A 24,947-nucleotide genomic window follows, 5' to 3' on the forward strand; every position below is an offset into this window, starting at 1 on the left:
GTGCGCGACCGTGGGGGCCATGGTTTATGCTTTCAGCCATGAAACTCCACAACTACTTCCGCTCTTCCGCGTCCTTTCGCGTGCGTATTGCGCTTGAACTCAAGGGTTTGCGCTACGAGTACATCCCGGTCCACATTGCCCGGGGGGACCACAAAAAAGAGGCTTACGCCGCGCTGTCGGCCGACACCCTGGTGCCGCTGCTGGAAGTGGATGGCGAAAAACTCTCGCAGTCCATGGCCATCATCGAATACCTCGATGAGAAACACCCGGCGCCCGCGCTGCTGCCGGCCGATGCGCTGGGCCGCGCCAGGGTGCGTGCGCTGGCGCAGTCGATTGCCTGCGAGATCCACCCGATCAACAACCTGCGTGTGCTCAAGTACCTGACGCGTGAACTCAAGGTCGATGAAGAGGCCAAAAACGCCTGGTACCGCCACTGGTGCCGCGAAGGACTGGAAGCCTTCGAGCGCCAGCTGGACCGCTTGCCGGCTTCGACCTATTGTTATGGCGAAACGCCCACCCTGGCCGACTGCTGCCTGGTGCCGCAGATCTTCAACGCGAAGCGTTTCAACGTGAACCTGGAAGGCCTGAACCGCACCATGGCCGCGTTTGACGCCTGCATGGCGCTGCCGGCTTTCCAGAAGGCCCAGCCTTCGGCCTGTCCGGATAACGAGCCTTGATCGCGAGCTATCTTGCACCCTGACTGGCTGACGCCCGACTGGCCCGCGCCGCCCGGCGTGCGCGCGGTATTCACCACCCGGCAGGGCGGTGTGTCCGTCGCACCCTGGGGCAGCATGAACTTCGGCGACCACGTCGGCGATGCGCCCGCGCACGTGGCCGCCAACCGCGCCCGGCTGGGTCAGACCATGGGTGCGAAGCCGGTGTTCCTGCAGCAGGTGCATGGCTCGGCGGTGCTTCGGCTGGACGGTGAAACACCACAGGGCCTGGCAGCCGACGCTGCCATGAGCTCGCAGCGCGGCCTCGCATGCACCATCATGGTGGCCGACTGCCTGCCTGTGCTGTTTGCCCATTCCGATGGTTCGGCGGTGGCCGCCGCCCATGCTGGCTGGCGCGGACTGGCCGGTCAGCAGGGAAAGGGTGTTCTTGAACAAACTTATGAGGATTTTAGGGCTCTAGCCCAATCGGAGCGGGCGCAAGCAGCTATCAATACCATAGCGTGGCTGGGCCCCTGCATTGGCCCGACCGCGTTCGAGGTGGGGGCGGAGGTGAGGGCGAGGTTTGTCGAGGGTGATCCGCTGGCCACCGCTTGCTTCAAGGCGCTGGCAACGGGCAAATACCTTGCCGATCTGGCTGGTCTGGCCCGCCTGCGTCTGCAGGCTTTGGGCGTCACGCGGGTTTACGGCAATGACAGCTCACCACCCTGGTGCACGGTGGGCAACGCCTCAAGGTTCTTTTCGCACCGGCGCGACGCCGGCGTCCCCGGCAATGGCTTCGGCACCACGGGACGCATGGCTGCCTGCATCTGGCGTGACTGATTCCGTCGCGGACGAGTCGGTCGCCATCGCGCCGGCTTCAGCCGCTTCGCGCGCCTTGATGGCCTTGCGCCTGGCCGGCGCACGCATCAGGTAAACCACCAATGCCACCGGCCCTACACCGTAGAGTACAAAGGTGACGAGTGCGCCCAGCAGCGTGCCGGTGGAATGGGTGGCTTCGGCGACGCTCATCATGAGCACCACGTAGATCCAGGCGATGACGATTAAATACATAAAACTTTGTGGTGGATCAGGAGCAGGGAAAGGTTTTCCACGATACTAGTACTGCAACCCGAAAATATCGAAACATGAAAGCGCGCCTTCGCACCCATGGCGGCGTTGCAACCCTTGCGAAGGCGCACAGTCTTCGCTGCGGCTTGCGCCTTGCCCTGGGCACGAAGTCATCACTTTCATTTTGTTTCGCTACTTCCGTGCTGCAGTACTAGAGACGACCCGCCGTGGGCCCAACAGCTCGGTAAAGAGCGCACAACAAGAACCGGTCGGCAGATCGGTGAGACAAGCATGAATTCTGACGCAAACCTCGCGCAAGCCGCCCAGCAGATGCAAGAGACCTTTGCCCAGGGACTGCAGCAGGTCATGGGCGCCATGGCCGGCGCCGGCCTGGGGGCTGCGCCCGGCTTTGTTCCCCTGGGCATGACGGACAAGCTGGCGGCGCCGCCGCCCTTGCAGTTTGATCCGGCCAAATTGCACAAACTCCAGCAGACCTACCTCAACGACATCAGCGCCCTGTGGAACAGCGGGCTCCAGACCGGCGCCACGGCGGGCGCGCAGGCCGACCGCCGCTTTTCCGCCGAGGCCTGGCGCAGCAACCCCGTGGCAGAATTTTCTGCGTCGGCCTACCTGCTCAATGCGCGCACGCTGATGGGCCTGGCCGACGCGGTGGAGGGCGACGAAAAAACCCGGGCCCGCGTGCGTTTTGCCGTTGAGCAGGCCATGGCGGCATCGGCCCCCAGCAACTTTCTGGCGCTGAACGCTGAGGCGCAGAAGAAAGCCATTGAAACCCAGGGCGAGAGCATTGCCAGGGGTCTGGCAAACATGCTTCATGACATGAAGCAGGGCCATGTGTCCATGACCGACGAAAGTGTCTTCGAAGTCGGCAAAAATGTCGCCACCACCGAGGGTGCGGTGGTATTCGAAAACGAATTTTTCCAGCTGCTGGAATACAAGCCGCTGACCGCCACGGTGCACGAGCGCCCGTTTCTGCTGGTGCCGCCCTGCATCAACAAGTTCTACATCCTCGACCTGCAACCCGAGAACTCGCTGATCCGTTATGCCGTGGCGCAGGGCCACCGCACCTTTGTCGTCAGCTGGCGCAATCCCGACGAGTCCATGGCCAGCAAAACCTGGGACGACTACATCGAACACGCGGCCATCCAGGCGATCGAGGTGGTGCAGGACATCACCGGCGCCAAAACCATCAATGCGCTGGGCTTTTGTGTGGGCGGCACCATTCTTGCCACGGCACTGGCGGTGCTTGCCGCACGCGGTGAAAAGCCGGTGGCCAGCGCCACCTTTCTCACCTCGCTGCTGGACTTCAGCGACACCGGCATCCTGGACATCTTCATTGACGAACAGTCGGTCCAGTACCGCGAGATGGAAATGGGCAAGGGCGGCTTGCTCAAGGGCCAGGATCTGGCCTCGACCTTCAGCTTCCTGCGCCCCAACGACCTGGTGTGGAATTACGTGGTCGGCAACTACCTCAAGGGCGAAACGCCGCCGCCGTTTGACCTGCTTTACTGGAACAGCGACTCGACCAATCTCCCGGGGCCGTTTTACGCCTGGTACCTGCGCAACACCTACCTCGAGAACAAGCTGGCCCAACCCGGCAAGCTCACCGTGTGCGGCCAGAAGGTGGACCTCGGCAAGCTGGACATGCCGGTCTACATCTACGGTTCGCGCGAAGACCACATCGTGCCGATCGGCGGGGCCTACGCCTCGACGCAGGTGCTACCGGGCAAGAAGCGTTTTGTCATGGGTGCTTCGGGTCATATCGCCGGCGTGATCAACCCGCCCGCCAAGAAAAAACGCAGCTACTGGACCAACAACAAGCTGCCGCAAGGCAAATTTCCGGTGGCTCAGGCCGACTGGCTCCAGGGCGCGACGGAACACCCCGGCAGCTGGTGGACCGACTGGTCGGACTGGCTCCAGGGTCACGCCGGCAAGCAGATCGCCGCTCCGAAAGCCTATGGCAGCCGCACCTACAAGGTTATCGAACCGGCGCCGGGCCGTTATGTCAAGGTCAAGGCCTGACGCGCAACACGTGTTGAACCCCATTCACTGGAGAAAGTAAATCATGGAAGACATCGTCATCGTTTCAGCGGCCCGCACCGCCGTCGGCAAGTTCGGCGGCAGCCTGGCCAAAATCCCCGCGACCGAACTCGGCGCGGCCGTCATCAAGGCGGTGGCCGAGCGCGCCGGCCTGTCGGTCGACCTCATCGGCGAAGTCATCATGGGCCAGGTGCTGGCAGCCGGCGTGGGCCAGAACCCGGCGCGGCAAAGCGTGGTGAAAGCGGGTTTTCCGCACGCCATCCCCGGCCTGACCATCAACGCGGTCTGCGGCTCCGGCCTGAAAGCCGTGATGCTGGCCGCCCAGGCTGTGGCCACCGGCGACAGCGAGATCGTGATTGCCGGGGGCCAGGAGAACATGAGCGCCGCGCCGCACGTGCTCAACGGCTCGCGCGAAGGCCAGCGCATGGGCGACTGGAAAATGATCGACTCCATGATCGTCGACGGCCTGTGGGACGTCTACAACCAGTACCACATGGGCATCACCGCAGAAAACGTGGCAAAGAAATACAGCATCAGCCGCGAGATGCAGGACGAACTCGCGCTGGCCAGCCAGACCAAGGCCATGGCGGCGCAGGACGCCGGCAAGTTCAAGGACGAAATCGTGCCGTTTTCCATCCCGCAGAAAAAAGGCGACGCCGTCGTATTTGCGGCGGACGAATTCATCAACCGCAAGAGCAGCGCCGAAGGCCTGGCCGGCTTGCGCCCTGCCTTTGACAAGGCCGGCGGCGTGACCGCCGGCAATGCCTCGGGCATCAACGACGGCGCGGCCGCTGTCATGGTGATGACGGCCAAAAAGGCAGCGGCGCTGGGCCTCAAGCCCCTGGCCCGCATCGCGAGTTACGCCACCAGCGGGCTCGATCCGGCTTTCATGGGCATGGGCCCGGTGCCGGCATCGACCAAGGCCTTGCAGCGCGCCGGCTGGAAAGCGCAGGACCTGGACCTGCTGGAGATCAACGAAGCCTTTGCTGCGCAGGCCTGCGCCGTCAACAAGGAAATGGGCTGGGACACCAGCAAGGTCAATGTCAACGGCGGTGCCATCGCCATCGGTCACCCGATTGGTGCATCCGGTTGCCGAATTCTGGTCACGCTGATTCACGAGATGATCCGGCGTGATGCCAAAAAAGGCATTGCCAGCCTGTGTATCGGCGGCGGCATGGGGGTTGCCCTCACACTGGAACGGTAAATATGAGGTAAAAGAGCTTGTGGCCCTTGCAGAATGTGCGCGACCAGCTATTTATTTGATAGCAAGTCGCAGTCGTCGGCAAGGTCACCCAAGCTTCTTTTCAACGACTTTCAGAACCAATAAATACAGGAGCAAGACATGGCAAAACGAATTGCATACGTGACAGGCGGCATGGGGGGCATCGGAACCGCCATCTGCCAGCGCCTGCACAAGGACGGCTTCACCGTGGTGGCCGGTTGCGGCCCCACGCGTGACTTCACCAAATGGATTGACGAGCAGAAAGCGCTGGGCTACACCTTCTACACCTCGGTCGGCAACGTCGGCGACTGGGACTCCACGGTTGCGGCCTTCGACAAGGTCAAGGCCGACCACGGCCCGGTCAGCGTGCTGGTCAACAACGCCGGCATCACGCGCGACGGCCAGTTCCGCAAGATGAGCAAGGCCGACTGGGACGCCGTCATTTCCACCAACCTCGACAGCATGTTCAACGTCACCAAACAGGTGATCGAAGGCATGATCGAAGGCGGCTACGGACGCATCATCAACATCTCGTCGGTCAACGGCCAGAAGGGCCAGTTCGGCCAGGTCAACTACTCCACCGCCAAGGCCGGCCTGCACGGCTTCACCATGGCGCTGGCGCAGGAAGTGGCCAGCAAGGGCGTGACCGTCAACACCGTGAGCCCCGGCTACATCGGCACCGACATGGTCAAGGCCATCCGCCCCGACGTGCTCGAGAAAATCGTCTCCGGCGTGCCCGCCAAACGGCTGGGCACCCCGGAAGAAATCGCCTCCATCATTTCGTGGATTGCTTCGGACGAAGGCGGCTACGCCACCGGCGCGGACTTCTCGCTCAATGGTGGTTTGCACATGGGTTGAGGCTCGCGGCCCTATGACCCTCCAAAGGAAAACCCGCTTCGGCGGGTTTTTTGCTTTCTGTTTTTATAATGAACTTGGCTGGGAAGCCTTCAGTCTCCATACGTTCTGCGGCAGGCGCCTGTTTTTGGCAAGTGCTCACGCAGGTTCCCTCCACCGTCTTGCCGAAGGAACCCGTCCCGCATGCCGCACAGCGTCTCCCTCATCAGCACCATTGCCGCCGGTCTGGGCCTGGCCCTGATCTTCGGTTTTATCGCTGCGCGCATGAAGCTCCCCTCGCTGGTGGGGTACCTGTTTGCGGGTGTGCTGATCGGACCCTTCACGCCCGGCTTTGTGGCCGACGCCGCGATCGCCAGCCAGCTCGCCGAGATCGGCGTGATGCTGCTGATGTTTGGTGTGGGCCTGCATTTCTCGCTGGACGACCTGCTGGCGGTGCGCAAGATCGCCGTGCCTGGTGCCGTCGTGCAGATGACGGTGGCGACCGCTCTGGGCATGGGCCTGGCGCACTGGTGGGGCTGGAACCTGGGCGGGGCGCTGGTGTTCGGCCTGTCGCTGTCGGTGGCCAGCACCGTCGTGCTGCTGCGCGCGCTGGAAACGCGCGGCGTGCTCGATTCTGCCAACGGCCGCATCGCCGTCGGCTGGCTGGTGGTCGAGGACCTGGCCATGGTACTGGTGCTGGTGTTGTTGCCGCCCTTGGGCGGCTGGCTGTCCGGCCAGGGCGAGGCTGATGCCAACACATTGTGGAAAACGCTGGGCATCACCCTGCTGCAGGTCGGCGGCTTCGTCGCGCTGATGCTGGTGGTGGGCCGGCGCTTTTTCCCCTGGGTGCTCTGGCAGGTACAGCGCACCGGCTCGCGCGAGCTGTTCACCCTGTGTGTGGTATCGGCGGCCGTCGGCATTGCCTTTGGCGCGACGGCACTGTTTGGTGTGTCGTTTGCACTCGGTGCGTTTTTTGCCGGCATGGTGATGCGCGAGTCCGAGTTCAGCCACCGCGCCGCGGAAGAATCCTTGCCGCTGCGTGATGCGTTTGCCGTGCTGTTTTTTGTCTCGGTCGGCATGTTGTTCGACCCCTGGGTTCTTGTCGAGCGGCCCTTGCAGGTGCTGGCGGTGGTCGCCATCATCGTCGTGGGCAAGTCGCTGGCTGCAGCGGTGCTGGTGATGGCCTTTCGTTACCCGCTCAACACCGCGCTGACAGTTTCCGCCAGCCTGGCGCAGATCGGCGAGTTTTCCTTCATCCTGGTGGCCTTGGGCGCCTCGCTGGGCCTGCTGCCGCCCGAAGGCCAGAGCCTGGTGCTGTCCGGCGCCCTGATCTCGATTGCACTGAACCAGCTGGTGTTCAAGTCGGTCGAGCCGCTGCAGCGCTGGATACTGGCGCGATCTGCGCTGGCCCGCAAACTCGAGGCGCGTGATGATCCCACGGCCGAGCTGCCCGCCAGCACCGAAGAAAAATACCTGTCGCGCCAGGTGGTGCTGGTTGGCTACGGCCGGGTCGGGCAGCGTATTGCGCAGGCGCTGATGGCGAACCAGCTTCCCTTTGTGGTGGTTGAACAGAACCGCGAAGTCGTCGAAAGGCTGCGCGAGCAGGGGTTGATGGCGGTGTCGGGCGACGCGGCGGAACCGGTGGTGCTGGTGCAGGCCCATATCGCCAACGCCCGCATGCTGGTGATTGCCACGCCTGACACCCTGAACGTGCGGCAAATGATCAACATCGCCCGCACACTCAACCCCGAGATCGAAATCGTGGTGCGCACCCACAACGAGGCCGAGGCGAAATTGCTGGAGAGCGAAAATGCCGGCAGGATATTCCTGGGTGAGGAAGAACTGGCGCAGTCCATGACGCGCCATGTGCTCGAGCGCTCGGCCATCGAGCAAACTCCCACGTGATCCTCCCCTGGACGATTTACGCCGACGGCAGCGCGGTGCCCAACCCTGGTCGCATGGGCCTCGGTGCCGTGCTGGTCGCGCCTGACGGTACGCGGCACCTGCTTTCGATGGCGACGGATGCGCGGGGCTGCAACAACGAGGCGGAGGCGAGGGCGCTGATGGCGGCGCTGCGCGATGCGCAGGCGCGCGGGGCGACGGCACTGCAGATTTACAGCGACAGCAGCTTGTTGGTGGCGCAACTGGGCGCCCGGGACGAGCCGCCCGTGTTGCGGCTGGCCGCGCTGTATGAGGAGGCGCAGGCCTTGCTGGCGACTTTCGCCCAAACCTCGCTGCACTGGATACCGCGCCACAAGAACGGCGAGGCCGATGCGCTGGCCCGTGCTGCGCTGGGTCTCCTGCCAAAGAGGCTGGCCATGTCAACGAAGAAGAGGCGGCGCTAGGTCCCGGCCGCCAGGCCGGGCGAGCCCCTGCGCCGGCGTCAGAGCACCTCGCTGGCGAAATCAGCCAGACGTGAACGCTCCCCACGCGCCAGCGTGATGTGCCCGCCGTGCGGCCAGCCCTTGAAGCGATCCACGGCGTAGGTCATGCCGGACGAACCTTCGGTGAGGTAGGGCGTGTCGATCTGCGCCAGGTTTCCCATGCAGATGATCTTGGTGCCGGGGCCGGCGCGGGTGATCAGCGTTTTCATCTGCTTGGGCGTCAGGTTTTGCGCCTCGTCGATGATCACGTACTTGTTCAGGAAAGTGCGGCCGCGCATGAAGTTCATGCTCTTGACCTTGATGCGCGAACGGATCAGTTCGTTGGTGGCCGCGCGGCCCCATTCGCCGGAGCCGCTGTCGTTTTTGCCCAGCACTTCCAGGTTGTCGTCGAGTGCGCCCATCCACGGGCCCATTTTTTCTTCTTCGGTGCCTGGCAGGAAACCGATGTCTTCACCGACGGAAACCGTCGCGCGGGTCATGATGATTTCGGTGTAGCGGCGGTCGTCCAGCACCTGGGTCAGGCCGCTGGCCAGGGCCATCAGCGTCTTGCCGGTGCCGGCCGTGCCGGCCAGCGTGACGAAGTCGACTTCCGGGTCCATCAGCAGGTTCATCGCAAAGTTCTGCTCGCGGTTGCGGGTGGTGATGCCCCACACCGCGTTTTTCAGGTGGGTGTAGTCCTTCAGCGTCTTGAGCACGGCCGTCTTGGCGCGGATCTCAGTCACGCGCGCGTACAGCGGTGGCTCGCCGGGTGCCTCGAAAAACACGAACTGGTTGATCAGCAGGCTGCCGACGATGGGGCCGGTGATGCGGTAGAAGGTGTGGCTGCCCTGCTGCCAGCTTTCGATGGTTTTGCTCTGGCGCGTCCAGAAGTCGGCCGGCAGGGCGAGCGAGCCGGCGTACAACATGTCGCCGTCTTCCAGGGTTTTGTCGTTCTGGTAGTCATCTGTGGCCAGGCCAAGGGCGCGAGCCTTGACGCGCATGTTGATGTCCTTGGACACCAGCACCACTTCGCGCGGCGCGTATTCCTTGCGCAGCGCTTCGACCACGCCGAGGATCTGGTTGTCGGCCTTGCCCTGCGGCAGGCTCATGGGCAGCGAGTAGTCCAGCGGCTTGGTCTGGAAAAACAGGCAGCCCCCGGCTTCCTTGTGCCCGGTGGTGTCGAGCTTGAGGCCCTTGGCGATGTCGGCGCCGCTGGTGCCGGCCAGCGCGTCCAGCGTGCGGCTGGTCTGGCGGGCATTGCGCGCGACTTCGGTCATGCCTTTTTTGTGGCCGTCGAGCTCTTCAAGCACGATCATGGGCAAAAAGATGTCGTGTTCCTCAAAGCGGAAGAGGCACATCGGGTCATGCATCAGCACATTGGTGTCGAGCACAAACAGCTTGGACGGTCCCGTGTGCCGTGTTTTTTTCGCCTTGGCCACAGGCTCCGGACGGACGGCAGCCTGCGGTTCCTTGTGGTAACTGACGGTCTCTTTCGCCTGGCGCGCGGGCTCCTTGGGCAGATAGGCGGCCGGTTGCCTGGCCTCGCCACCGCCGGAGCGGCTGTCAAACAGGTCCAGTGCCGCCGCTTTGTGGGCCGGCCCGGGATGCTCCGTCTTTCGCGTCGTCTTGGCGTGGGCGCGGACCGGCGTTTCCAGGGCGTCGGCAGAGAGCAAGGCGGCACGTTTGGTCGGGGCGGGTGGCAGGGGCATGGTGCTTGAAGCTCACAGTGTTAAGGAGACGTCTGTCAATCCGGGTCCCGGGCGCATGGCAGCGTTGCGCGTTGCGCGGAATCCTCATGCACCCAAGTGCATTCCGGTTCCTGCGCTCCGTGCGCCTCATCCTGCATCCCGACAACCGAATTTCAAGAGGCCTCCCAAGGTTCAAAAAGCGAAAAAGCCGCCTGGAGGCCAGGGCGGCTTTTTCGGTGGGCGCAGTCGCTAAGGTCAACAGCATGAAGTCATTATGCACGACTCGCGTGACAGGACGGACGGCTTCTGACGGCGCGGCGAAAAGGGCTTTTCAGGCCGCTTTTTTCAGTGCCTTGACGGCCTTGAGCACGTCGTCCACATGACCGGGCACTTTCAGCCCGCGCCATTCTTCCTTGAGCATGCCGTCGGCGCCCACGAGGAAGGTGCTGCGCTCAATGCCTTTGACCTTCTTGCCGTACATGATCTTGTTCTTGACCACGCCGAACATGTGGCACATTTTTTCTTCGGTGTCGGCAATCAGCTCAAAGGGAAGCTCGAGCTTGGCCTTGAATTCGTCGTGCGATTTCATGTTGTCGCGCGAGACGCCGAACACGGTGGCGCCGGCCTTGACGAAATCCTTGTAGCGATCGCGGAACTGCATCGCCTCGGTGGTGCAGCCTGGGGTATTGTCCTTGGGGTAAAAATACAGGACCACCACGTGACCCAGATGGGTTTGGTTGGAGACTTTGACGCCGCTTGTGGCGTTGGCTTCAAATTCCGGGAGTGGTTTGTTGACGACGACTGCCATACTGCGTAGACCCCTGAAAAGTAATTGTGATAGGTCGTTGGCTTTGACTGCAAAAATTGAGCCAAACCCCCGACGTTGCACCAAATGCAACCCTAGATTTTACCCTGAAAGCAGGCGGCTCACCCGCGGGAGCGATCCGGCGTCTCAATCAGCAGGGCGGTCAGCACGATCCGGCCTTCGCCTGCGAGGATGTTGTAAGTGCGGCAGGCCGCCAGCGTGTCCATGGTTTCGATGCCGATGCGCGCGGCCATCAGGCTGCGCAAAAAGGCGGGCGGCGCAAAGCGCAGGCGGCTGCCGCTGCCGAAAATCACCAGCTCGGGCCGGGTCTCGGCCAGGCGCTCGAAGTGCGCTGGCGTGAGGTCTTCGAAACGCGCGCAGTCCCAGGCGAACTTCTCACCGCGTGAGCCGATCACGATGCTCTGCTCGATTTTCTCGGCCACCCCCTGGTTGCCCAGGCCTATCCATCCGGGGCCGTAGCCAAGAATGGATTGAACGTCGAGGCGGTCGGGCTGTAATTTCATGCGGTGTTCAAGAGGGGTGGTGGGGGCGGCCGGCCAGGGAAATTGCGGTTTTATGTGGTCAAATTATAGATTCCGTCCCAATTTCCGCTCATCCCTGCGTCCCTTGCGCCTTTGCGGGCTTTGCGTTTTCTGAAGAACGACCACAGACCATGAAATTGATCACCAAATCGGCCAAGCTGGCCAATGTGCTTTACGACATCCGAGGCCCCATCATGGATGCCGCCAAGCAGATGGAGGAAGAAGGGCAAAAGCTCATCAAGCTCAACATCGGCAATCTCGCGGTGTTCGGTTTTGATGCGCCTGAAGAGGTCCAGCAGGACATGATCCGCAACCTGCCGGCCTCGGCGGGGTATTCGGACAGCAAGGGCATTTTTGCGGCGCGCAAGGCCGTCATGCACGAGACGCAGCGGCAGGGCATCAAGGGCGTGACGCTGGACGACATCTACCTGGGCAACGGCGCGAGCGAGCTGATTTCCATGGCGACCAACGCCTTGCTGGACTACGGCGACGAGCTGTTGCTGCCGTCCCCCGATTACCCCCTGTGGACGGCCTCCACCAGCCTGGCAGGGGGCACGCCGGTGCATTACCTGTGCGACGAGAACAACGGCTGGATGCCCAACCTCGATGACATTCGTGCCAGGATCACGCCGAAGACCAAGGCCATCGTGGTCATCAACCCGAACAACCCGACCGGTGTGCTGTATTCCGATGAACTGCTGCGCGGCATCATCGAGATCGCGCGCGAACACGGCCTGGTGATTCTGGCCGACGAGGTCTACGACAAGGTGCTGTACGACGGTGTCAAGCACACCGCGATCGCCAGCCTGTCCACCGATGTGCTGACGCTGACCTTCAACTCCCTGTCCAAGAGTTACCGCTCCTGCGGTTACCGCGCCGGCTGGCTGGTGGTGTCCGGTCCGAAAAAGCAGGCGCAGGACTACATCGAGGGCCTGAACATGCTGGCCAACATGAAGCTGTGCTCCAACGTGCCGGGCCAGTGGGCCATCCAGACCGCGCTGGGCGGCTACCAGAGCATCAACGACCTGACCGGCGAGGGCGGCCGCCTGCGCCGCCAGCGCGATCTGGCCTACGAGCTGATCACGGCGATTCCCGGCGTGAGCTGCGTCAAGCCGAGTGCGGCGCTCTACATGTTCCCCCGGCTGGATCCCAAGGTCTACCCGATCACCGACGACCGGCAGTTTTTCCTGGAGCTGCTCAAGGAAACCAAGGTGATGCTGGTGCAGGGCACCGGTTTCAACTGGGCGGCGCCGGACCACTTCCGCATCGTCTTTTTGCCGCATGAGGAAGACCTGCGCGAGGCGATTGGCCGGATTGCCAAATTCCTGGAAAGCCGCAGGAAGAACATGCAGCCGGCCAGCGTGCCGGTAGCTGAATCCCTTCTGAAATGACCCGAACGACATGACATCAACGAATCTGAAACCGATCAAGGTAGGCCTGCTGGGCATGGGCACCGTGGGCAGCGGTGTGTTCACCGTTTTGAAGCGCAACCAGGAAGAAATTTTCCGCCGCGCCGGCCGCAGCATCGAGATCGCCATGGTGGCCGACCTCGACACGGCACGCGCGCAGGCGGCCGCCGGTGCCGGCGTGACGGTGGTGGCCGATGCCCGGGCCGTGATTGCCAATCCCGAGATCGACATCATCATCGAGCTGATCGGCGGCTACGGCATCGCCCGGCAACTGGTGCTGGAAGCGATCGCCGCGGGCAAACATGTGGTCACCGCCAACAAGGCCCTGCTGGCCGTGCACGGCACCGAGATTTTTGCGGCCGCGCACCAGCACGGCGTGATGGTGGCGTTCGAAGCCGCCGTCGCCGGTGGCATTCCCATCATCAAGGCGCTGCGCGAAGGCCTGACGGCCAACCGCATCGAGTGGATTGCCGGCATCATCAACGGCACGACCAATTTCATCCTCAGCGAGATGCGCGACAAGGGTCTGGACTTCGACGTCGTGCTCAAGGAAGCGCAGCGCCTGGGTTACGCCGAAGCCGACCCGACCTTCGACATCGAGGGTGTGGACGCGGCGCACAAGGCCACGCTGATGTCGGCGATTGCCTTTGGCATCCCGGTGCAGTTCGACAAGGCCTACGTAGAGGGAATCACGAAGCTGGGCGCGCAGGACATCAAATACGCCGAGCAGCTGGGCTACCGCATCAAGTTGCTGGGCATCACCAAGCGCACGGCCAGGGGTGTCGAGCTGCGGGTGCACCCCAGCCTGGTACCGGCCAGGCGCCTGATCGCCAATGTCGAGGGCGCGATGAACGCGGTGATGGTGCAGGGCGATGCCGTCGGCACCACGCTGTATTACGGCAAGGGCGCGGGCAGCGAGCCGACCGCCAGCGCGGTGATTGCCGACCTGGTGGACATCGCGCGCCTGCACGGCGCCGAGGCCGCGCAGCGCGTGCCGCACCTGGCCTTCCAGCCGCAGTCGATGAGCGACATGCCGGTGTTGCCCATGAGCGAGGTGGTCACGAGTTATTATCTGCGCCTGAACGTGGCCGACGAAGCCGGCGTGCTGGCCAAAGTCACCGGCATCCTGGCCGAAGCAGGCATCAGCATTGACGCGATGCTGCAGCGCGAGGCCGACGAGGTCGGCGGCGAAGGCTCGACCCACACCGACCTGATCATCCTGACGCACGATTGTGTCGAGGCGAAGATGAACGGAGCCATGGCGCAAATGCAGGCGTTGCCTACGGTCCTGTCGCCCATCACGCGCATCCGCAAGGAAGAACTCGCCTGATGAGATATCTCTCGACCCGCGGCCACGCGGACCGCAAACAGTTCTGCGAAATATTGCTCGAGGGCCTGGCGCCCGACGGCGGGCTCTACCTGCCCGAAACCTATCCGCAGGTTGACGCCGCCACGCTGGAGAAGTGGCGCGCGGTTTACCGCGACTCGGGTTATGCCGACCTGGCTTTCGAGGTGCTGTCGCTTTACATCGACGACATCCCGGCCGCCGACCTCAAAACCCTCTGCCGCAAAACCTATACCGAGCAAGTGTTCGGCACCCCAGAGATTGTTCCGCTGCGCCAGCTCGAGCCCGGCCTGTATCTGGAGGCTCTGTCCAATGGCCCGACGCTGGCCTTCAAGGACATGGCGATGCAGTTGCTGGGCAACCTGTTCGAGTACGAACTGGCGCGCCGCGGCGAAGAGCTCAACATTCTGGGCGCCACCAGCGGCGACACCGGCAGCGCCGCTGAATACGCCATGCGCGGCAAGAAAGGCGTGCGCGTCTTCATGACCTCACCGCAGGGCCGCATGAGCCCCTTCCAGCAGGCCCAGATGTTCAGCCTGCAGGACGCCAACATCCACAACATCGCGATCGAAGGCGTGTTTGACGACTGCCAGGACATCGTCAAGGCCGTGTCCAACGACCTGGACTTCAAGCGCAAGTACAAGATCGGCACCGTCAACTCGATCAACTGGGCGCGGCTGCTGGCGCAAGTCGTCTACTACTTCGCCGGTTACTTTCAGGCGACCACGACAGGTGATCAGCGGGTCAGCTTCACCGTGCCCTCGGGCAACTTTGGCAACGTCTGCGCCGGCCATGTCGCGCGCATGATGGGGTTGCCGATTGAAAAGCTGGTGGTCGCCACCAACGAAAACGACGTGCTCGACGAGTTCTTCCGCACCGGCGTGTACCGCGTGCGCGCCAGCGCCGACACGCATGAAACCTCCAGCCCGTCGATGGATATTTCCAAGGCATCGAACTTCGAACGTTTTGTGTTCGACCTGCTCGGCCGCGATGCGGCACGTCTCGCCGACCTGTTCGGCGCGCAGCTGTCCACGCAGGGCCGATTCGATCTGAGCGGCGACACGACCTTCCAGGCGGCGGCCCGGCACTACGGCTTTGCCAGCGGCAAAAGCACCCACGCTGACAGGCTGCAGACGATTCGCGACACCTTTGCGCGTTTCGGCACCATGATCGACACCCACACGGCGGACGGCCTGAAGGTCGCGCGCGAACACCTCTCGGCCGGCGTGCCCATGGTCGTGCTGGAGACCGCCTTGCCGATCAAGTTTGCCGCCACCATCGAGGAGGCGCTGGGCCAGTCGCCGCCGCGGCCCGCCCGCTTTGAAGGCATCGAGGCCCTGCCCAAACGGGTGCGGCTCATGCCGGCCGATGCGGCGCTGGTGCAGGCCTACATCGCCAGCCATGTGGATTGAATTGGCCTGCAGCCCTTTCCCATTGTGCGTGAGCAGCTATAGTGTTGATAGCAAATCAGGATCGGCCGAAGACAGTTTATGAACGTTGTTGCATTTGCCGGTTATTCCGGGTCGGGAAAAACCACCCTGGTGGAAAGCCTGATTCCCGCGCTCAGGCTGCGCGGTTTGCGGGTTTCGGTCGTCAAACACGCCCACCACAGCTTCGACATCGACCAGCCGGGCAAGGACACGTACCGGCACCGGCAGGCCGGCGCCTTTGAGGTGGTCGTGGCCTCGGACAACCGGCTGGCGCTGATGCGCGAGTTCGAGCAGCCCCGGGCGCTTTCGGTGCACCACCTGATCGCCGAGCTGTACGAGGGTGTGGACTGGGTGCTGGTGGAAGGTTTCAAGAGCAGTGACCTGCTCAAGGTCGAGGTCTGGCGCGCCGACTCCGGCAAACCGGCGCGTTACCCGGACGACGATTTTGTGGTCGCGATTGCCACCGACTCGCCGGACCGCCTGCCCGAAACCACCCTCAGGCCGGTGCTGGATTTGAACGACCCCGATGCTGTCGCGGGCTGGTTGATCGAGAATCAGGAACGATTTGTCTACTGCGCCGAGTTGTATGCATGAACGCTTCCGCCGCCTCCTCCGAAAAACCTGCGACGCGCCCGCCGCTTAAGGCCCTCGACGCGGCACTGGCCGAGCTGCTCGGCCGCGCCGAACCACTGGCCGGCAGCGACACGGTGTTCACCTTCGACGCTGACGGCCGGGTGCTGGCCGAGGACGTGGTTTCGGCGCTGCAGGTACCGCCTGACGACAACAGCGCCATGGACGGTTACGCGGTGCGCAGCACCGAGATGGCCGACGAGGGGGTGGTGCTGCGTGTGTCGCAACGCATTGCAGCCGGCAGCAGCGGCAGTGCGCTGGAACCCGGCACGGTGGCCCGCATTTTTACCGGCGCGCCGATTCCTGCCGGGGCCGACGCGGTGGTGATGCAGGAAGACTGCGTGCCGCTCCCCGACCGCGAAGGTCATGTCAGCGTCCGCCAGCTTCCCCGGCCCGGCCAGTGGATACGCCGCGCCGGCGAAGACGTCACGCGCGGGGCTACCGTGCTCTCAAAAGGGGAGCGCCTCACGCCCGCTGGTCTTGGGCTGGCGGCCAGTATTGGCATGGACCGGCTGCAGGTGGCGCGGCGCCCGCGGGTGGCGCTGTTTTCCACCGGCGACGAACTCGTGATGCCCGGCGAGGTGGCGCCCGCGCAGATGCGGCCCGGCGCCATCTACAACTCCAACCGTTTCTTCCTGCGTGCCTTGCTGCTGCGGCTGGGCTGCGAGGTCAGCGACCTGGGCATCGTGCCGGATAAGCGCGATGCCACGCTGGACGCGCTGCGCAGCGCCAGCCAGGCCCATGACCTCATCCTGACCAGTGGCGGGGTGTCCGTCGGGGAAGAGGACCACATCAAGCCGGCCGTGCAGCAGCTCGGCTCGCTTGACCTCTGGCAGATTGCCATGAAGCCGGGCAAGCCTTTTGCCTATGGCCGCGTCGGTGCGGCGCATTTCATGGGACTGCCGGGCAACCCGGTTTCCAGTTTTCTGACCTTTCTGCTGCTGGTGCAGCCCTTCCTGCTCAGGCTCCAGGGGGTGATTGACGTTGCTCCAAAATCGATAGCGGCTACCGCCCATTTCACCTGGCCGCGGGCCGATAAGCGCCGTGAATTCCTGCGGGTGCGGCGCAATGCGGCCGGCGGGCTGGACCTGTTTCCCAACCAGAGTTCGGGTGTGCTGACCTCGGCCGTCTGGGGCGACGGCGTGGTGGACAACCCGTCGGGCCAGACCATCGCGCACGGCGACACCGTGCGCTTCATCGCTTTTTCGCAGTGGCTGGCATGAACCTGGATTCCTCAGTTGAACGCGCCCGAGTGGGTCCTTGGCGGCGCGTCTGGCAAGGCGTGACAACGCGGCAGGCTACTGCCTGCAAGGCGGAGCAACGCAGTCGGGCGTGGCGTCAAGCGCTCAATCGGGTGCGTAGCGCTACCGCCCAAATGGTGACGGTGTTCGTGTCTGAGGAAGTGAGTGTTTATGCGGCTTGCCCAGCGATTACAAGCGGTCAACTGAGGAATCCAGGTTGAAGATCACCATCAGGTATTTTGCGTCCGTGCGTGAAGCCGTCGGGCGGGGCAGCGAGCAGATCGACACCGCAGCCGCCAGCCTGGCCGCCCTGCGCGACGAGTTGATGACGCGCGGCCCGGCCTACGCCGAGGCGCTGGCGCGCGGCAAGTCGGTGCGCATGGCGCTCAACCAGGTCATGAGCGACGAGTCGGCGGCGCTGACGGACGGCTGCGAGGTTGCGTTTTTCCCGCCGGTGACCGGGGGCTGAGATGGCTGATCGCGTGAGCATCCAGACCGGCGACTTCCATCTCGGCGACGAGGTTGCCGCCCTGCGCGCAAACGACAAACGCGTCGGCGCCGTGTGCACCTTCACGGGCACCGTACGTGACCGCAATGACGGCCTGAATGTCAGCAGCATGGAGCTCGAGCACTACCCGGGCATGACCGAAAAAGCCATCGAGGCCATGATTGACGAGGCCATGGTGCGCTTCGATATTTTCGGCGCCCGCGTGATTCACCGGGTCGGGCTGCTGCAGCCGCTGGACCAGGTGGTGATGGTGGCGGTGACCTCAGCGCACCGCGGTGAGAGTTTCCGGGCCTGCGAGTTCCTGATGGACTACCTCAAGACCCAGGCACCGTTCTGGAAAAAAGAGCAGACGCCGGAGGGCGCGCGCTGGGTCGATGCACGGGTCAGCGACGACGCAGCGCTGGCCAGGTGGGGCATCCAGGCCTCCAACGTCTAGGCGCCTGTCGGGCCTGGGAGTAATCGGCTGCGAATCGGCTGCAAATCGGCCGCAGCGGACCCGGGGGCGATTTCGCTGTCGACGCACCGCGACTGACAGGCTCCCGGGCTCAGGCTTCGGTGCGGGCTTTCTGGTCCGGCGGCACAAAGGCGGCGCGGGCGTCGTTTTCCAGCCCCTTGGCCAGCAGTTGCAACAGCTCCACCAGTTGAGCCTGCTGGGCCTTGCTCAGTGGTGCCATCAGGCGGTCGTACGCCCGGTCGGCGGGTTCCTGTGCCTGCTTGAGCAGCGCCAGCCCTTCGGCCGACAGCGACACCGCCAGATTGCGCCGGCTCGCTGGCGCCGGTGCGCGCTCTATCAGGCCCCGCGTTTCGAGGCCGCGCAGCACCCGCAGCACCGTCACCTTGTCGAAGCCGAGCGCGCGTGCCAGCGTGGACTGGTCCAGCCCCGGGGTAGCGCGCAGCACGCTGAGCACGCCGAACTGTGCCGGCGTCAGCCCCACGCTGCGGCATTCGTCTTCGAAAACCGCGGTCGATATCTGATGCGCCCGGCGCAGCAGGAAACCGGGACGCGCGTAGAGTTGGGTCAGCTTGTGGAAGGCGGGCACGGCAGTAAAAAGTTCTCGTCAGCAGGTTGATCTAAGGGAATTCATGGATTGTGCCTTGTCGCTGCAAGCCAATAATGGTTAGCATGCAAACCTAAAAGGATGTTTGATGCAGATCAGTATTTCTCCACGCCGTCGGCTCGCCGTCAAGCTCGGTCTCCTGTTGGCGGCTGTCGGCGCAGGGGCAGGGGCCCTGGCCCAGGGCGCCCCGGTGCCGGTTTTGCCGCAGGCGCCGATTCGCCTGATCGTGCCTTTCACGCCGGGCACCGGCATTGACCTGATTGCCCGCACCGTGGGCCCGCGGCTGTCCGAGCGCCTGGGGCGGCCGGTGGTGGTGGACAACCGTGCCGGTGCGTCCGGCAACATCGGCACCGAGGCCGTGGTGCGTGCCGCGCCCAACGGCAGCACACTGCTGGTGACGGTCAACACGCTGGTGATGAACGCCAGCCTCTACCCGCAGCTGACTTTCGATCCGGTGAAGGACCTGACGCCGGTGACGCTGACCAGCTGGGGCCAGCTGCTGCTGGTGGCCAACCCCAAGACCGGTTTTAAAAGCGCCTCGGACCTGGTGGCGGCCGCCCGCAAAACCCCGGGCCGCATCAACTACGGCTCGCCCGGTGTTGGCACGCCGCACCACCTGGCGATGGAGCTGTTCAAGACCACGGCGGGTGTGTTTGTCACGCACATCCCATACCGGGGCACGGGTCCGGCTCTGACCGACTTGCTCGGCGGCCAGATCGAAACCATGTTCCTGCCCATCCACGTGGCCCTGCCGCATGTGAAGTCCGGCCGGCTGGTGGCGCTGGGGATCGGCAGCGACAAGCGCCACGCGCTGCTGCCCGACGTGCCGACGCTGGTGGAGGCCAGAGCCGGCAAGGTCAATGTGGACATGTGGTACGGCATTTTTGCGCCACCGGGCACCTCGCCCGAACTGGTTGCCCTGTACAACCGGGAGATCCGCGAGATCCTGCTGAGCGACGAGGTCAAGAAGGCATTCCAGACCCAGGGCATGGACCCGACTGGAAGCACGCCGGGCGAGTTCAAAAGCCTGGTCGAGATGGATGCGAAGCGCTGGGCCGGGCTGATCCAGGCCCAGGGCATCACCGCCAACTGAGCTGCTCCTGAATACATAGCTGGCGGCGCCCGCCGGTCAAGGGCTGGCGGCCATTTTTATCCATACATCGGGGAAACCCACAGGAACACCATGAAGATAGCCATCGTCGGCGGCGGCATAGGCGGGCTGAGCCTGGCGCTCGCGCTGCATCAACGCGGCATCCGCAGCGAGGTTTTTGAAACCGTGCCGGAGGTCAGGGAACTCGGCGTCGGCATCACGCTGCTGCCGCACGCCATGCGCGAGCTGGCGGCGCTCGGCCTGCAGGGCCAGATCGAAGGTGTCGGCATCGAAAACGAGGAAAGCGTGTTTTTCAACCGCTTCGGCCAGTTCATCTACAGGGAGCCGCGCGGCCGCCACGCCGGCTACGCCTTGCCCGAGATAGGCCTTCCGCGCGGCAAGCTGCACCGGCTGCTCTACGAAGCGGCGCTGGAGCGCCTGAGCCCCGACGCTGTCCACACCAACCGCCGCTGCGTGCAGGTGGAGCAGGACGATAGCGGCGCCACCCTGCATTTCACGCAGACCTCCAGCGGCACGCGACTGCCGCCGGTGACAGCCGACGTGGTGATCGCCTGCGACGGCGTCAACTCCACGCTGCGGCGCCAGTTCTATCCCGACGAAAAAGTCGCGTTTGCAGGTATCAACACCTGGCGCGGCGTGACGCGGCACCAACCCATTCTGACCGGCCGCAGCTACATGCGTGTGGGTTCCATCGATACCGGCAAGATGGTGATCTACCCCATCGTCGACAAGCTCGACGAGGAGGGCCACCAGCTGATCAACTGGGTGGCCGAGATCCAGCGGGACAACGCCGCCATGAACGACTGGAACCAGAAGGGCGACCTGAAGGATTTCCTCGGCATCTTCAAGGACTGGCGTTTCCCCTGGCTGGATGTGTCGGCGCTGATCGCCAACGCCGAGCAGATCCTCGAGTACCCCATGGTCGACAAGGACCCGGTGCCGCAGTGGACCTTCGGCCGCGTGACCTTGCTGGGTGATGCTGCCCACCCGATGTACCCGCGCGGCTCCAACGGCTCGGCCCAGGCCCTGATCGACGCGCGTGTGCTGGCCGAACAGCTGGCGCTGCAGGCCGGAGGCGATGCCCGCGCCGCGCTGCAGGCTTACGAGCAGTTGCGGCTGGCCCCGACCGCGAACATCGTGCTGACCAATCGCTCGGTGCCGCCCGATTTCATCAACATCAAGGTGGACGAGCTGAGCGGCGGCAAGCCTTTTGCGGACATCGACGCGCTGATCAGCCAGCAGGAGTTGCGCGCGATATCGGACCACTACAAGCAGGTGGCTGGCTTCTCACTCGAAGCGGGCAGGAAGTAGGGCGGGCCAGGGGCCGGCGCAAACGCCGGCCTCCATCCGCAAGCCCAGGCTTTCAGTTCAGGTATTTGGGCCGGGACAGTTCAACGGACAGGTCGGCAGGCTCGGTGTCGGGCACTGCGTCCTGCACCACGACGTCGTTTGGCGCGGCCGCCGCGGCTGCCGGCACGGTGAGCCACTGCGAGTGCTTCACGGCCTGGTGCAGCAGGTGCAGCAAGCCGTTGCTCAGTTGCGCATCCATCATCACCTGGAAATCGCGCACCGTGGCCTGCCCGGGAAATTTTTCAAACAGCTGCAGGCGCAGCTGGCCATTGCCCATCAGGGTGACCTTGACCTCGGTCAGCAGCAAGGGTTCGGGGCCCACCGCCACGTCGGCGGGCGGGCCGGGCTGGTCGCGGTAAGGGGTTTCAAAATCCCCGCTGCGCAGCGTCGCTTCTTTCTGGAAGGTTGTCAGCAACTGGCCGCGCTGCTCGTCCAGGCTGGTGGCCGCCTCCTGCGGGGCCGCCACCTTGCGGGTCTGGTCGGCCGCGGTTTTATCAAGCACGGGCAGCAGCGCCAGCGCCAGGCGCCGGGTGAGCCAGGCGCGCAACTCGCCGCCGTCCCGTCCGTTGATGCGGATCATCAGGCGGTCCTGCTCCTGGACGTAACTGACCGACACCTGGTGAATGTTCATGGTTTCATTTTAGTCCGCCGCCTGTTCCCCGGGGGCTTGATCTCCGTCAAGCCGCACCCGGGCCAGGCTGTGCATAAAGGGAAGCGGCGAACAAGGACTATTGAAAAGCCCCGGGTCCAGCCCCAGATCTTCAACAATCAAATTCACCAAGGGACGCCATGCGCCAGGACAAACTCACCACCAAATTCCAGGAAGCGCTCAGTGACGCACAGTCGCTTGCACTGGGCAACGACAACGCCTACATCGAGCCGGTGCACCTGCTGGCCGCCATGCTGGGCCAGGAAGACGGCCCCAAAGCGCTGCTGCAGCGTGCCGGTGTCAACGTGTCGGCCTTGCAGGCCGCCGCTGACGCCGCTGTCAAAAAGCTGCCGACGGTGTCGGGCCAGGAGCAGATCCAGGTTGGCCCCGAGCTTGGCAAGCTGCTGCAGGCCACCGAAAAGGAATCCATCAAGCGCGGTGACCAGTTCATCGCCGGCGAGCTGTTTTTGCTGGCCGTGGCCGACAGCAAGGCCGAGGTCGGCAAGCTCGCCAAAGAGGCCGGCCTGACACGCAAGGCGCTGGAGGCGGCCATCGATGCCGTGCGCGGCGGCGAGAAGATGGACAGCCCCGAAGCCGAAGGCCAGCGCGAAGCCCTCAAGAAATACACCATGGACCTGACCGAGCGCGCCCGCATGGGCAAGCTCGACCCGGTGATTGGCCGTGATGACGAGATCCGCCGCGCCATCCAAGTGCTGCAGCGCCGCACCAAGAACAACCCGGTGCTGATCGGCGAGCCCGGCGTCGGCAAGACCGCGATTGTGGAAGGCCTGGCCCAGCGCATTGTTGCGGGCGAGGTACCGGATTCGCTCAAGGGCAAACGCGTGCTGAGCCTGGACATGGCCGCACTGCTGGCCGGCGCCAAGTTCCGCGGCGAGTTCGAGGAGCGCCTGAAAACCGTGTTGAAGGAACTGGCCAAGGACGAAGGCCAGACCATTGTTTTCATCGACGAGCTGCACACCATGGTGGGCGCCGGCAAGGCCGAAGGCGCGATGGACGCCGGCAACATGCTCAAGCCCGCACTGGCGCGCGGCGAGCTGCATTGCGTGGGCGCGACCACACTCGACGAATACCGCAAGTACATCGAAAAAGACGCCGCCCTTGAGCGCCGCTTCCAGAAGATTCTGGTGGGCGAGCCGACCGTGGAAGCGACGATTGCCATCCTGCGCGGCCTTCAGGAAAAGTACGAGGTGCACCATGGCGTCCAGATCACCGACCCGGCCATCGTGGCCGCCGCCGAGCTGAGCCACCGCTACATCACCGACCGCTTCCTGCCCGACAAGGCGATCGACCTGATCGACGAGGCCGCGGCCAAGATCAAGATCGAGATGGACTCCAAGCCCGAGGTCATGGACAAACTCGACCGCCGGCTGATCCAGCTCCAGATCGAGCGCGAGGCCGTGCGCCGCGAAAAGGACGAGTCCTCGCAGAAACGTTTCGGCCTGATCGAGGAAGAAATCGCCAAGCTGCAGAAGGAAATCTCCGACCTCGACGAAATCTGGCAGGCGGAAAAAGCGCAGGCCCTGGGTTCCAAGGACGTGATGGAAGAAATCGACCGCATCCGCTTCCAGATCGAGGAGTTCACCCGCAAGGGTGACTTCAACAAGGTCGCCGAGCTGCAATACGGCAAGCTGCCCGAGCTGGAAAAGCGCCTGAAGGAAGCGCAGGACACCGAAGACAAGAAGGGCGCCACCAGCGCGCCCACCTTGCTGCGCACCCAGGTCGGCGCCGAAGAGATCGCCGAGGTCGTGGCGCGCGCCACCGGCATCCCGGTCAGCAAACTGATGCAGGGCGAACGCGACAAGCTGCTGCTGATGGAAGGCAAGCTGCACGAACGTGTGGTCGGCCAGGACGAAGCCATTGGTGCGGTCGCCAACGCGATCCGCCGCTCACGCTCGGGCCTGAGTGACCCGAACCGCCCGACCGGCTCTTTCCTGTTCCTGGGCCCCACCGGCGTTGGCAAGACCGAGTTGTGCAAGGCGCTGGCCGGCTTTCTGTTCGACAGCGAAGACCACCTGATCCGCGTCGACATGAGCGAGTTCATGGAAAAACACTCGGTGGCCCGCCTGATTGGCGCGCCTCCGGGTTATGTGGGTTACGAAGAGGGCGGCTACCTGACCGAAGCCGTGCGGCGCAAGCCCTACAGCGTGCTGCTGCTCGACGAGGTGGAAAAAGCCCACCCCGATGTGTTCAACGTGCTGCTGCAGGTGCTCGACGACGGCCGCCTGACCGACGGCCAGGGCCGCACCGTGGACTTCAAGAACACCGTGATCGTGATGACCAGCAACATCGGCTCACCCATCATCCAGTCCATGGTCGGCCAGCCGTATGAAGACGTCAAGGAAGCGGTGGAGGGCGAGCTGAAGAACTACTTCCGCCCCGAGTTTTTGAACCGCATCGACGAAACCGTGGTGTTCCACTCGCTCGACGCGAAAAACATCGAGTCCATCGCACGCATCCAGCTCAAGGTGCTCATGGAGCGCCTGCAGAAGATGGACCTCACGATGGAGGTGTCGGAAGCGGCGATTGCCGAACTCGCCAAGGTCGGCTTCGACCCGGTGTTCGGTGCCCGGCCGCTCAAGCGGGCGATCCAGCAGCGGATTGAAAACCCGCTGTCCAAGCTGCTGCTCGAAGGGCGTTTCCTGCCCAAGAGCACGATCCCGGTGGATGTGGACCCGGTGCGCGAACCCGGCGTGTTCAAGTTCGACCGCGCCACAAGCTGAGCCCTCACTGAGCCCCGGAGGTGGCGCAGATTGCTATTTAATCAGTAGCTGCCTGCGCCCGCTGTATAAGGGCTAGGAGTCTGCGCGGCAGAAGGACCGTCGGCTGCAAAGCGACCGCAGCGGTCCATTTTTCACCGGCTTATTGCCCCATAGCGACGGCTATGGGGCTGAAAATCCGGCAAAAACTGTCCTCGCTGGGGCCGCTTTTCGCTTCGACGCCTTCTGCCGCGCAGACTCCTAGC

Annotated in this window: 23 protein-coding genes; 17 read left to right on the forward strand and 6 right to left on the reverse strand. The window is 63.9% G+C overall.

The window, feature by feature from the left end; all coding sequences use genetic code 11:
• Nucleotides 1–38 precede the first annotated feature (38 nt).
• Nucleotides 39–677 carry a maleylacetoacetate isomerase gene (gene maiA / locus PSV26_RS08275; protein WP_300512581.1) on the forward strand — a complete coding sequence of 213 codons (639 nt, stop codon included), beginning with the start codon at nucleotides 39–41 and terminating at the stop codon, nucleotides 675–677.
• 12 nt (nucleotides 678–689) lie between these two features.
• Nucleotides 690–1,493 carry a peptidoglycan editing factor PgeF gene (gene pgeF, locus PSV26_RS08280; RefSeq protein WP_300569713.1) on the forward strand — a complete coding sequence of 268 codons (804 nt, stop codon included), beginning with the start codon at nucleotides 690–692 and terminating at the stop codon, nucleotides 1,491–1,493.
• Here pgeF and PSV26_RS08285 read toward each other — a convergent pair.
• Nucleotides 1,401–1,724, reverse strand: a complete 324-nt coding sequence (locus tag PSV26_RS08285; protein ID WP_300569716.1) for a hypothetical protein — start codon at nucleotides 1,722–1,724, stop codon at nucleotides 1,401–1,403. The genes pgeF and PSV26_RS08285 overlap by 93 nt on opposite strands.
• 288 nt (nucleotides 1,725–2,012) lie before the next feature.
• Here PSV26_RS08285 and phaC point away from each other — a divergent pair, with 288 nt between their 5' ends.
• The 5 genes from phaC (at nucleotide 2,013) to PSV26_RS08310 (ending at nucleotide 8,180) form a co-directional block, all read left to right on the forward strand.
• Nucleotides 2,013–3,761 (forward strand): class I poly(R)-hydroxyalkanoic acid synthase, encoded by a 1,749-nt coding sequence (phaC, locus tag PSV26_RS08290; RefSeq protein WP_300569719.1) that lies wholly within the window; start codon nucleotides 2,013–2,015, stop codon nucleotides 3,759–3,761.
• Between the two features lie 43 nt (nucleotides 3,762–3,804).
• The gene (locus PSV26_RS08295) at nucleotides 3,805–4,983 is read left to right on the forward strand and encodes an acetyl-CoA C-acetyltransferase (protein WP_300512575.1); all 1,179 of its coding nucleotides are present in this window, start codon (nucleotides 3,805–3,807) and stop codon (nucleotides 4,981–4,983) included.
• A gap of 138 nt (nucleotides 4,984–5,121) precedes the next feature.
• On the forward strand, nucleotides 5,122–5,859 hold the full coding sequence (phbB, locus tag PSV26_RS08300; RefSeq protein ID WP_300512573.1) for an acetoacetyl-CoA reductase: 738 nt from the start codon (nucleotides 5,122–5,124) through the stop codon (nucleotides 5,857–5,859).
• A gap of 180 nt (nucleotides 5,860–6,039) precedes the next feature.
• Nucleotides 6,040–7,740 carry a YbaL family putative K(+) efflux transporter gene (ybaL, locus tag PSV26_RS08305; protein ID WP_300569722.1) on the forward strand — a complete coding sequence of 567 codons (1,701 nt, stop codon included), beginning with the start codon at nucleotides 6,040–6,042 and terminating at the stop codon, nucleotides 7,738–7,740.
• Complete coding sequence (locus tag PSV26_RS08310) at nucleotides 7,737–8,180, forward strand: ribonuclease HI family protein (RefSeq protein WP_300569724.1); 444 nt, start codon at nucleotides 7,737–7,739, stop codon at nucleotides 8,178–8,180. The genes ybaL and PSV26_RS08310 overlap by 4 nt, the downstream gene beginning before the upstream one ends.
• Nucleotides 8,181–8,218: 38 nt before the next feature.
• On the opposite strand, the gene PSV26_RS08315 is transcribed toward PSV26_RS08310, so the two are convergent.
• The 3 genes from PSV26_RS08315 to PSV26_RS08325 all read right to left on the reverse strand — a co-directional run bounded on the left by PSV26_RS08315 (nucleotide 8,219) and on the right by PSV26_RS08325 (nucleotide 11,215).
• Nucleotides 8,219–9,907, reverse strand: a complete 1,689-nt coding sequence (locus tag PSV26_RS08315) for a PhoH family protein (RefSeq protein WP_300569727.1) — start codon at nucleotides 9,905–9,907, stop codon at nucleotides 8,219–8,221.
• Nucleotides 9,908–10,217: 310 nt separating this feature from the next.
• Entirely contained in the window at nucleotides 10,218–10,694 is a 477-nt protein-coding gene (locus PSV26_RS08320; protein WP_096668322.1) for a peroxiredoxin, read from the reverse strand.
• 119 nt (nucleotides 10,695–10,813) lie between these two features.
• Nucleotides 10,814–11,215 (reverse strand): Mth938-like domain-containing protein, encoded by a 402-nt coding sequence (locus tag PSV26_RS08325; RefSeq protein WP_300512568.1) that lies wholly within the window; start codon nucleotides 11,213–11,215, stop codon nucleotides 10,814–10,816.
• Nucleotides 11,216–11,364: 149 nt separating this feature from the next.
• Here PSV26_RS08325 and PSV26_RS08330 point away from each other — a divergent pair, with 149 nt between their 5' ends.
• The 7 genes from PSV26_RS08330 to moaE all read left to right on the forward strand — a co-directional run bounded on the left by PSV26_RS08330 (nucleotide 11,365) and on the right by moaE (nucleotide 18,232).
• Entirely contained in the window at nucleotides 11,365–12,624 is a 1,260-nt protein-coding gene (locus PSV26_RS08330; protein WP_300512566.1) for a pyridoxal phosphate-dependent aminotransferase, read from the forward strand.
• Between the two features lie 25 nt (nucleotides 12,625–12,649).
• On the forward strand, nucleotides 12,650–13,972 hold the full coding sequence (locus tag PSV26_RS08335; RefSeq protein ID WP_300514560.1) for a homoserine dehydrogenase: 1,323 nt from the start codon (nucleotides 12,650–12,652) through the stop codon (nucleotides 13,970–13,972).
• Nucleotides 13,972–15,399 (forward strand): threonine synthase, encoded by a 1,428-nt coding sequence (gene thrC / locus PSV26_RS08340; protein ID WP_300569731.1) that lies wholly within the window; start codon nucleotides 13,972–13,974, stop codon nucleotides 15,397–15,399. Before PSV26_RS08335 ends, thrC begins: the two co-directional genes overlap by 1 nt.
• Nucleotides 15,400–15,477: 78 nt before the next feature.
• Entirely contained in the window at nucleotides 15,478–16,011 is a 534-nt protein-coding gene (gene mobB / locus PSV26_RS08345; RefSeq protein ID WP_300562450.1) for a molybdopterin-guanine dinucleotide biosynthesis protein B, read from the forward strand.
• Nucleotides 16,008–17,270: a gephyrin-like molybdotransferase Glp gene (gene glp / locus PSV26_RS08350; protein WP_300569734.1), complete on the forward strand. Its 1,263-nt coding sequence runs from the start codon at nucleotides 16,008–16,010 to the stop codon at nucleotides 17,268–17,270. Before mobB ends, glp begins: the two co-directional genes overlap by 4 nt.
• A gap of 235 nt (nucleotides 17,271–17,505) precedes the next feature.
• Entirely contained in the window at nucleotides 17,506–17,757 is a 252-nt protein-coding gene (moaD, locus tag PSV26_RS08355) for a molybdopterin converting factor subunit 1 (protein WP_300512559.1), read from the forward strand.
• Nucleotide 17,758: 1 nt separating this feature from the next.
• Nucleotides 17,759–18,232 carry a molybdopterin synthase catalytic subunit MoaE gene (gene moaE / locus PSV26_RS08360; RefSeq protein WP_300512557.1) on the forward strand — a complete coding sequence of 158 codons (474 nt, stop codon included), beginning with the start codon at nucleotides 17,759–17,761 and terminating at the stop codon, nucleotides 18,230–18,232.
• Between the two features lie 109 nt (nucleotides 18,233–18,341).
• Here the strand turns inward: moaE and PSV26_RS08365 are convergent, their stop codons facing one another.
• Complete coding sequence (locus tag PSV26_RS08365) at nucleotides 18,342–18,836, reverse strand: MarR family transcriptional regulator (protein WP_300512556.1); 495 nt, start codon at nucleotides 18,834–18,836, stop codon at nucleotides 18,342–18,344.
• A 106-nt stretch (nucleotides 18,837–18,942) separates the two neighbouring features.
• Between PSV26_RS08365 and PSV26_RS08370 the strand changes: the two genes are divergently transcribed.
• Both PSV26_RS08370 and PSV26_RS08375 read left to right on the forward strand, forming a co-directional pair.
• Complete coding sequence (locus PSV26_RS08370) at nucleotides 18,943–19,947, forward strand: tripartite tricarboxylate transporter substrate binding protein (protein WP_300512554.1); 1,005 nt, start codon at nucleotides 18,943–18,945, stop codon at nucleotides 19,945–19,947.
• A gap of 90 nt (nucleotides 19,948–20,037) precedes the next feature.
• A complete protein-coding gene (locus PSV26_RS08375; protein WP_300569737.1) occupies nucleotides 20,038–21,276 on the forward strand; it encodes a flavin-dependent oxidoreductase in 1,239 nt (412 codons plus the stop codon).
• A 52-nt stretch (nucleotides 21,277–21,328) separates the two neighbouring features.
• Here PSV26_RS08375 and PSV26_RS08380 read toward each other — a convergent pair whose 3' ends face one another.
• Nucleotides 21,329–21,946 carry a hypothetical protein gene (locus PSV26_RS08380; protein WP_300512552.1) on the reverse strand — a complete coding sequence of 206 codons (618 nt, stop codon included), beginning with the start codon at nucleotides 21,944–21,946 and terminating at the stop codon, nucleotides 21,329–21,331.
• Between the two features lie 158 nt (nucleotides 21,947–22,104).
• On the opposite strand from PSV26_RS08380, the gene clpB reads away from it, so the two are divergent.
• Complete coding sequence (gene clpB / locus PSV26_RS08385; RefSeq protein ID WP_300569740.1) at nucleotides 22,105–24,705, forward strand: ATP-dependent chaperone ClpB; 2,601 nt, start codon at nucleotides 22,105–22,107, stop codon at nucleotides 24,703–24,705.
• The last annotated feature ends 242 nt before the right edge of the window (nucleotides 24,706–24,947 follow it).

Origin of the sequence: Polaromonas sp., assembly GCF_029945685.1 — a bacterium.
Lineage (GTDB): Bacteria > Pseudomonadota > Gammaproteobacteria > Burkholderiales > Burkholderiaceae_C > Polaromonas.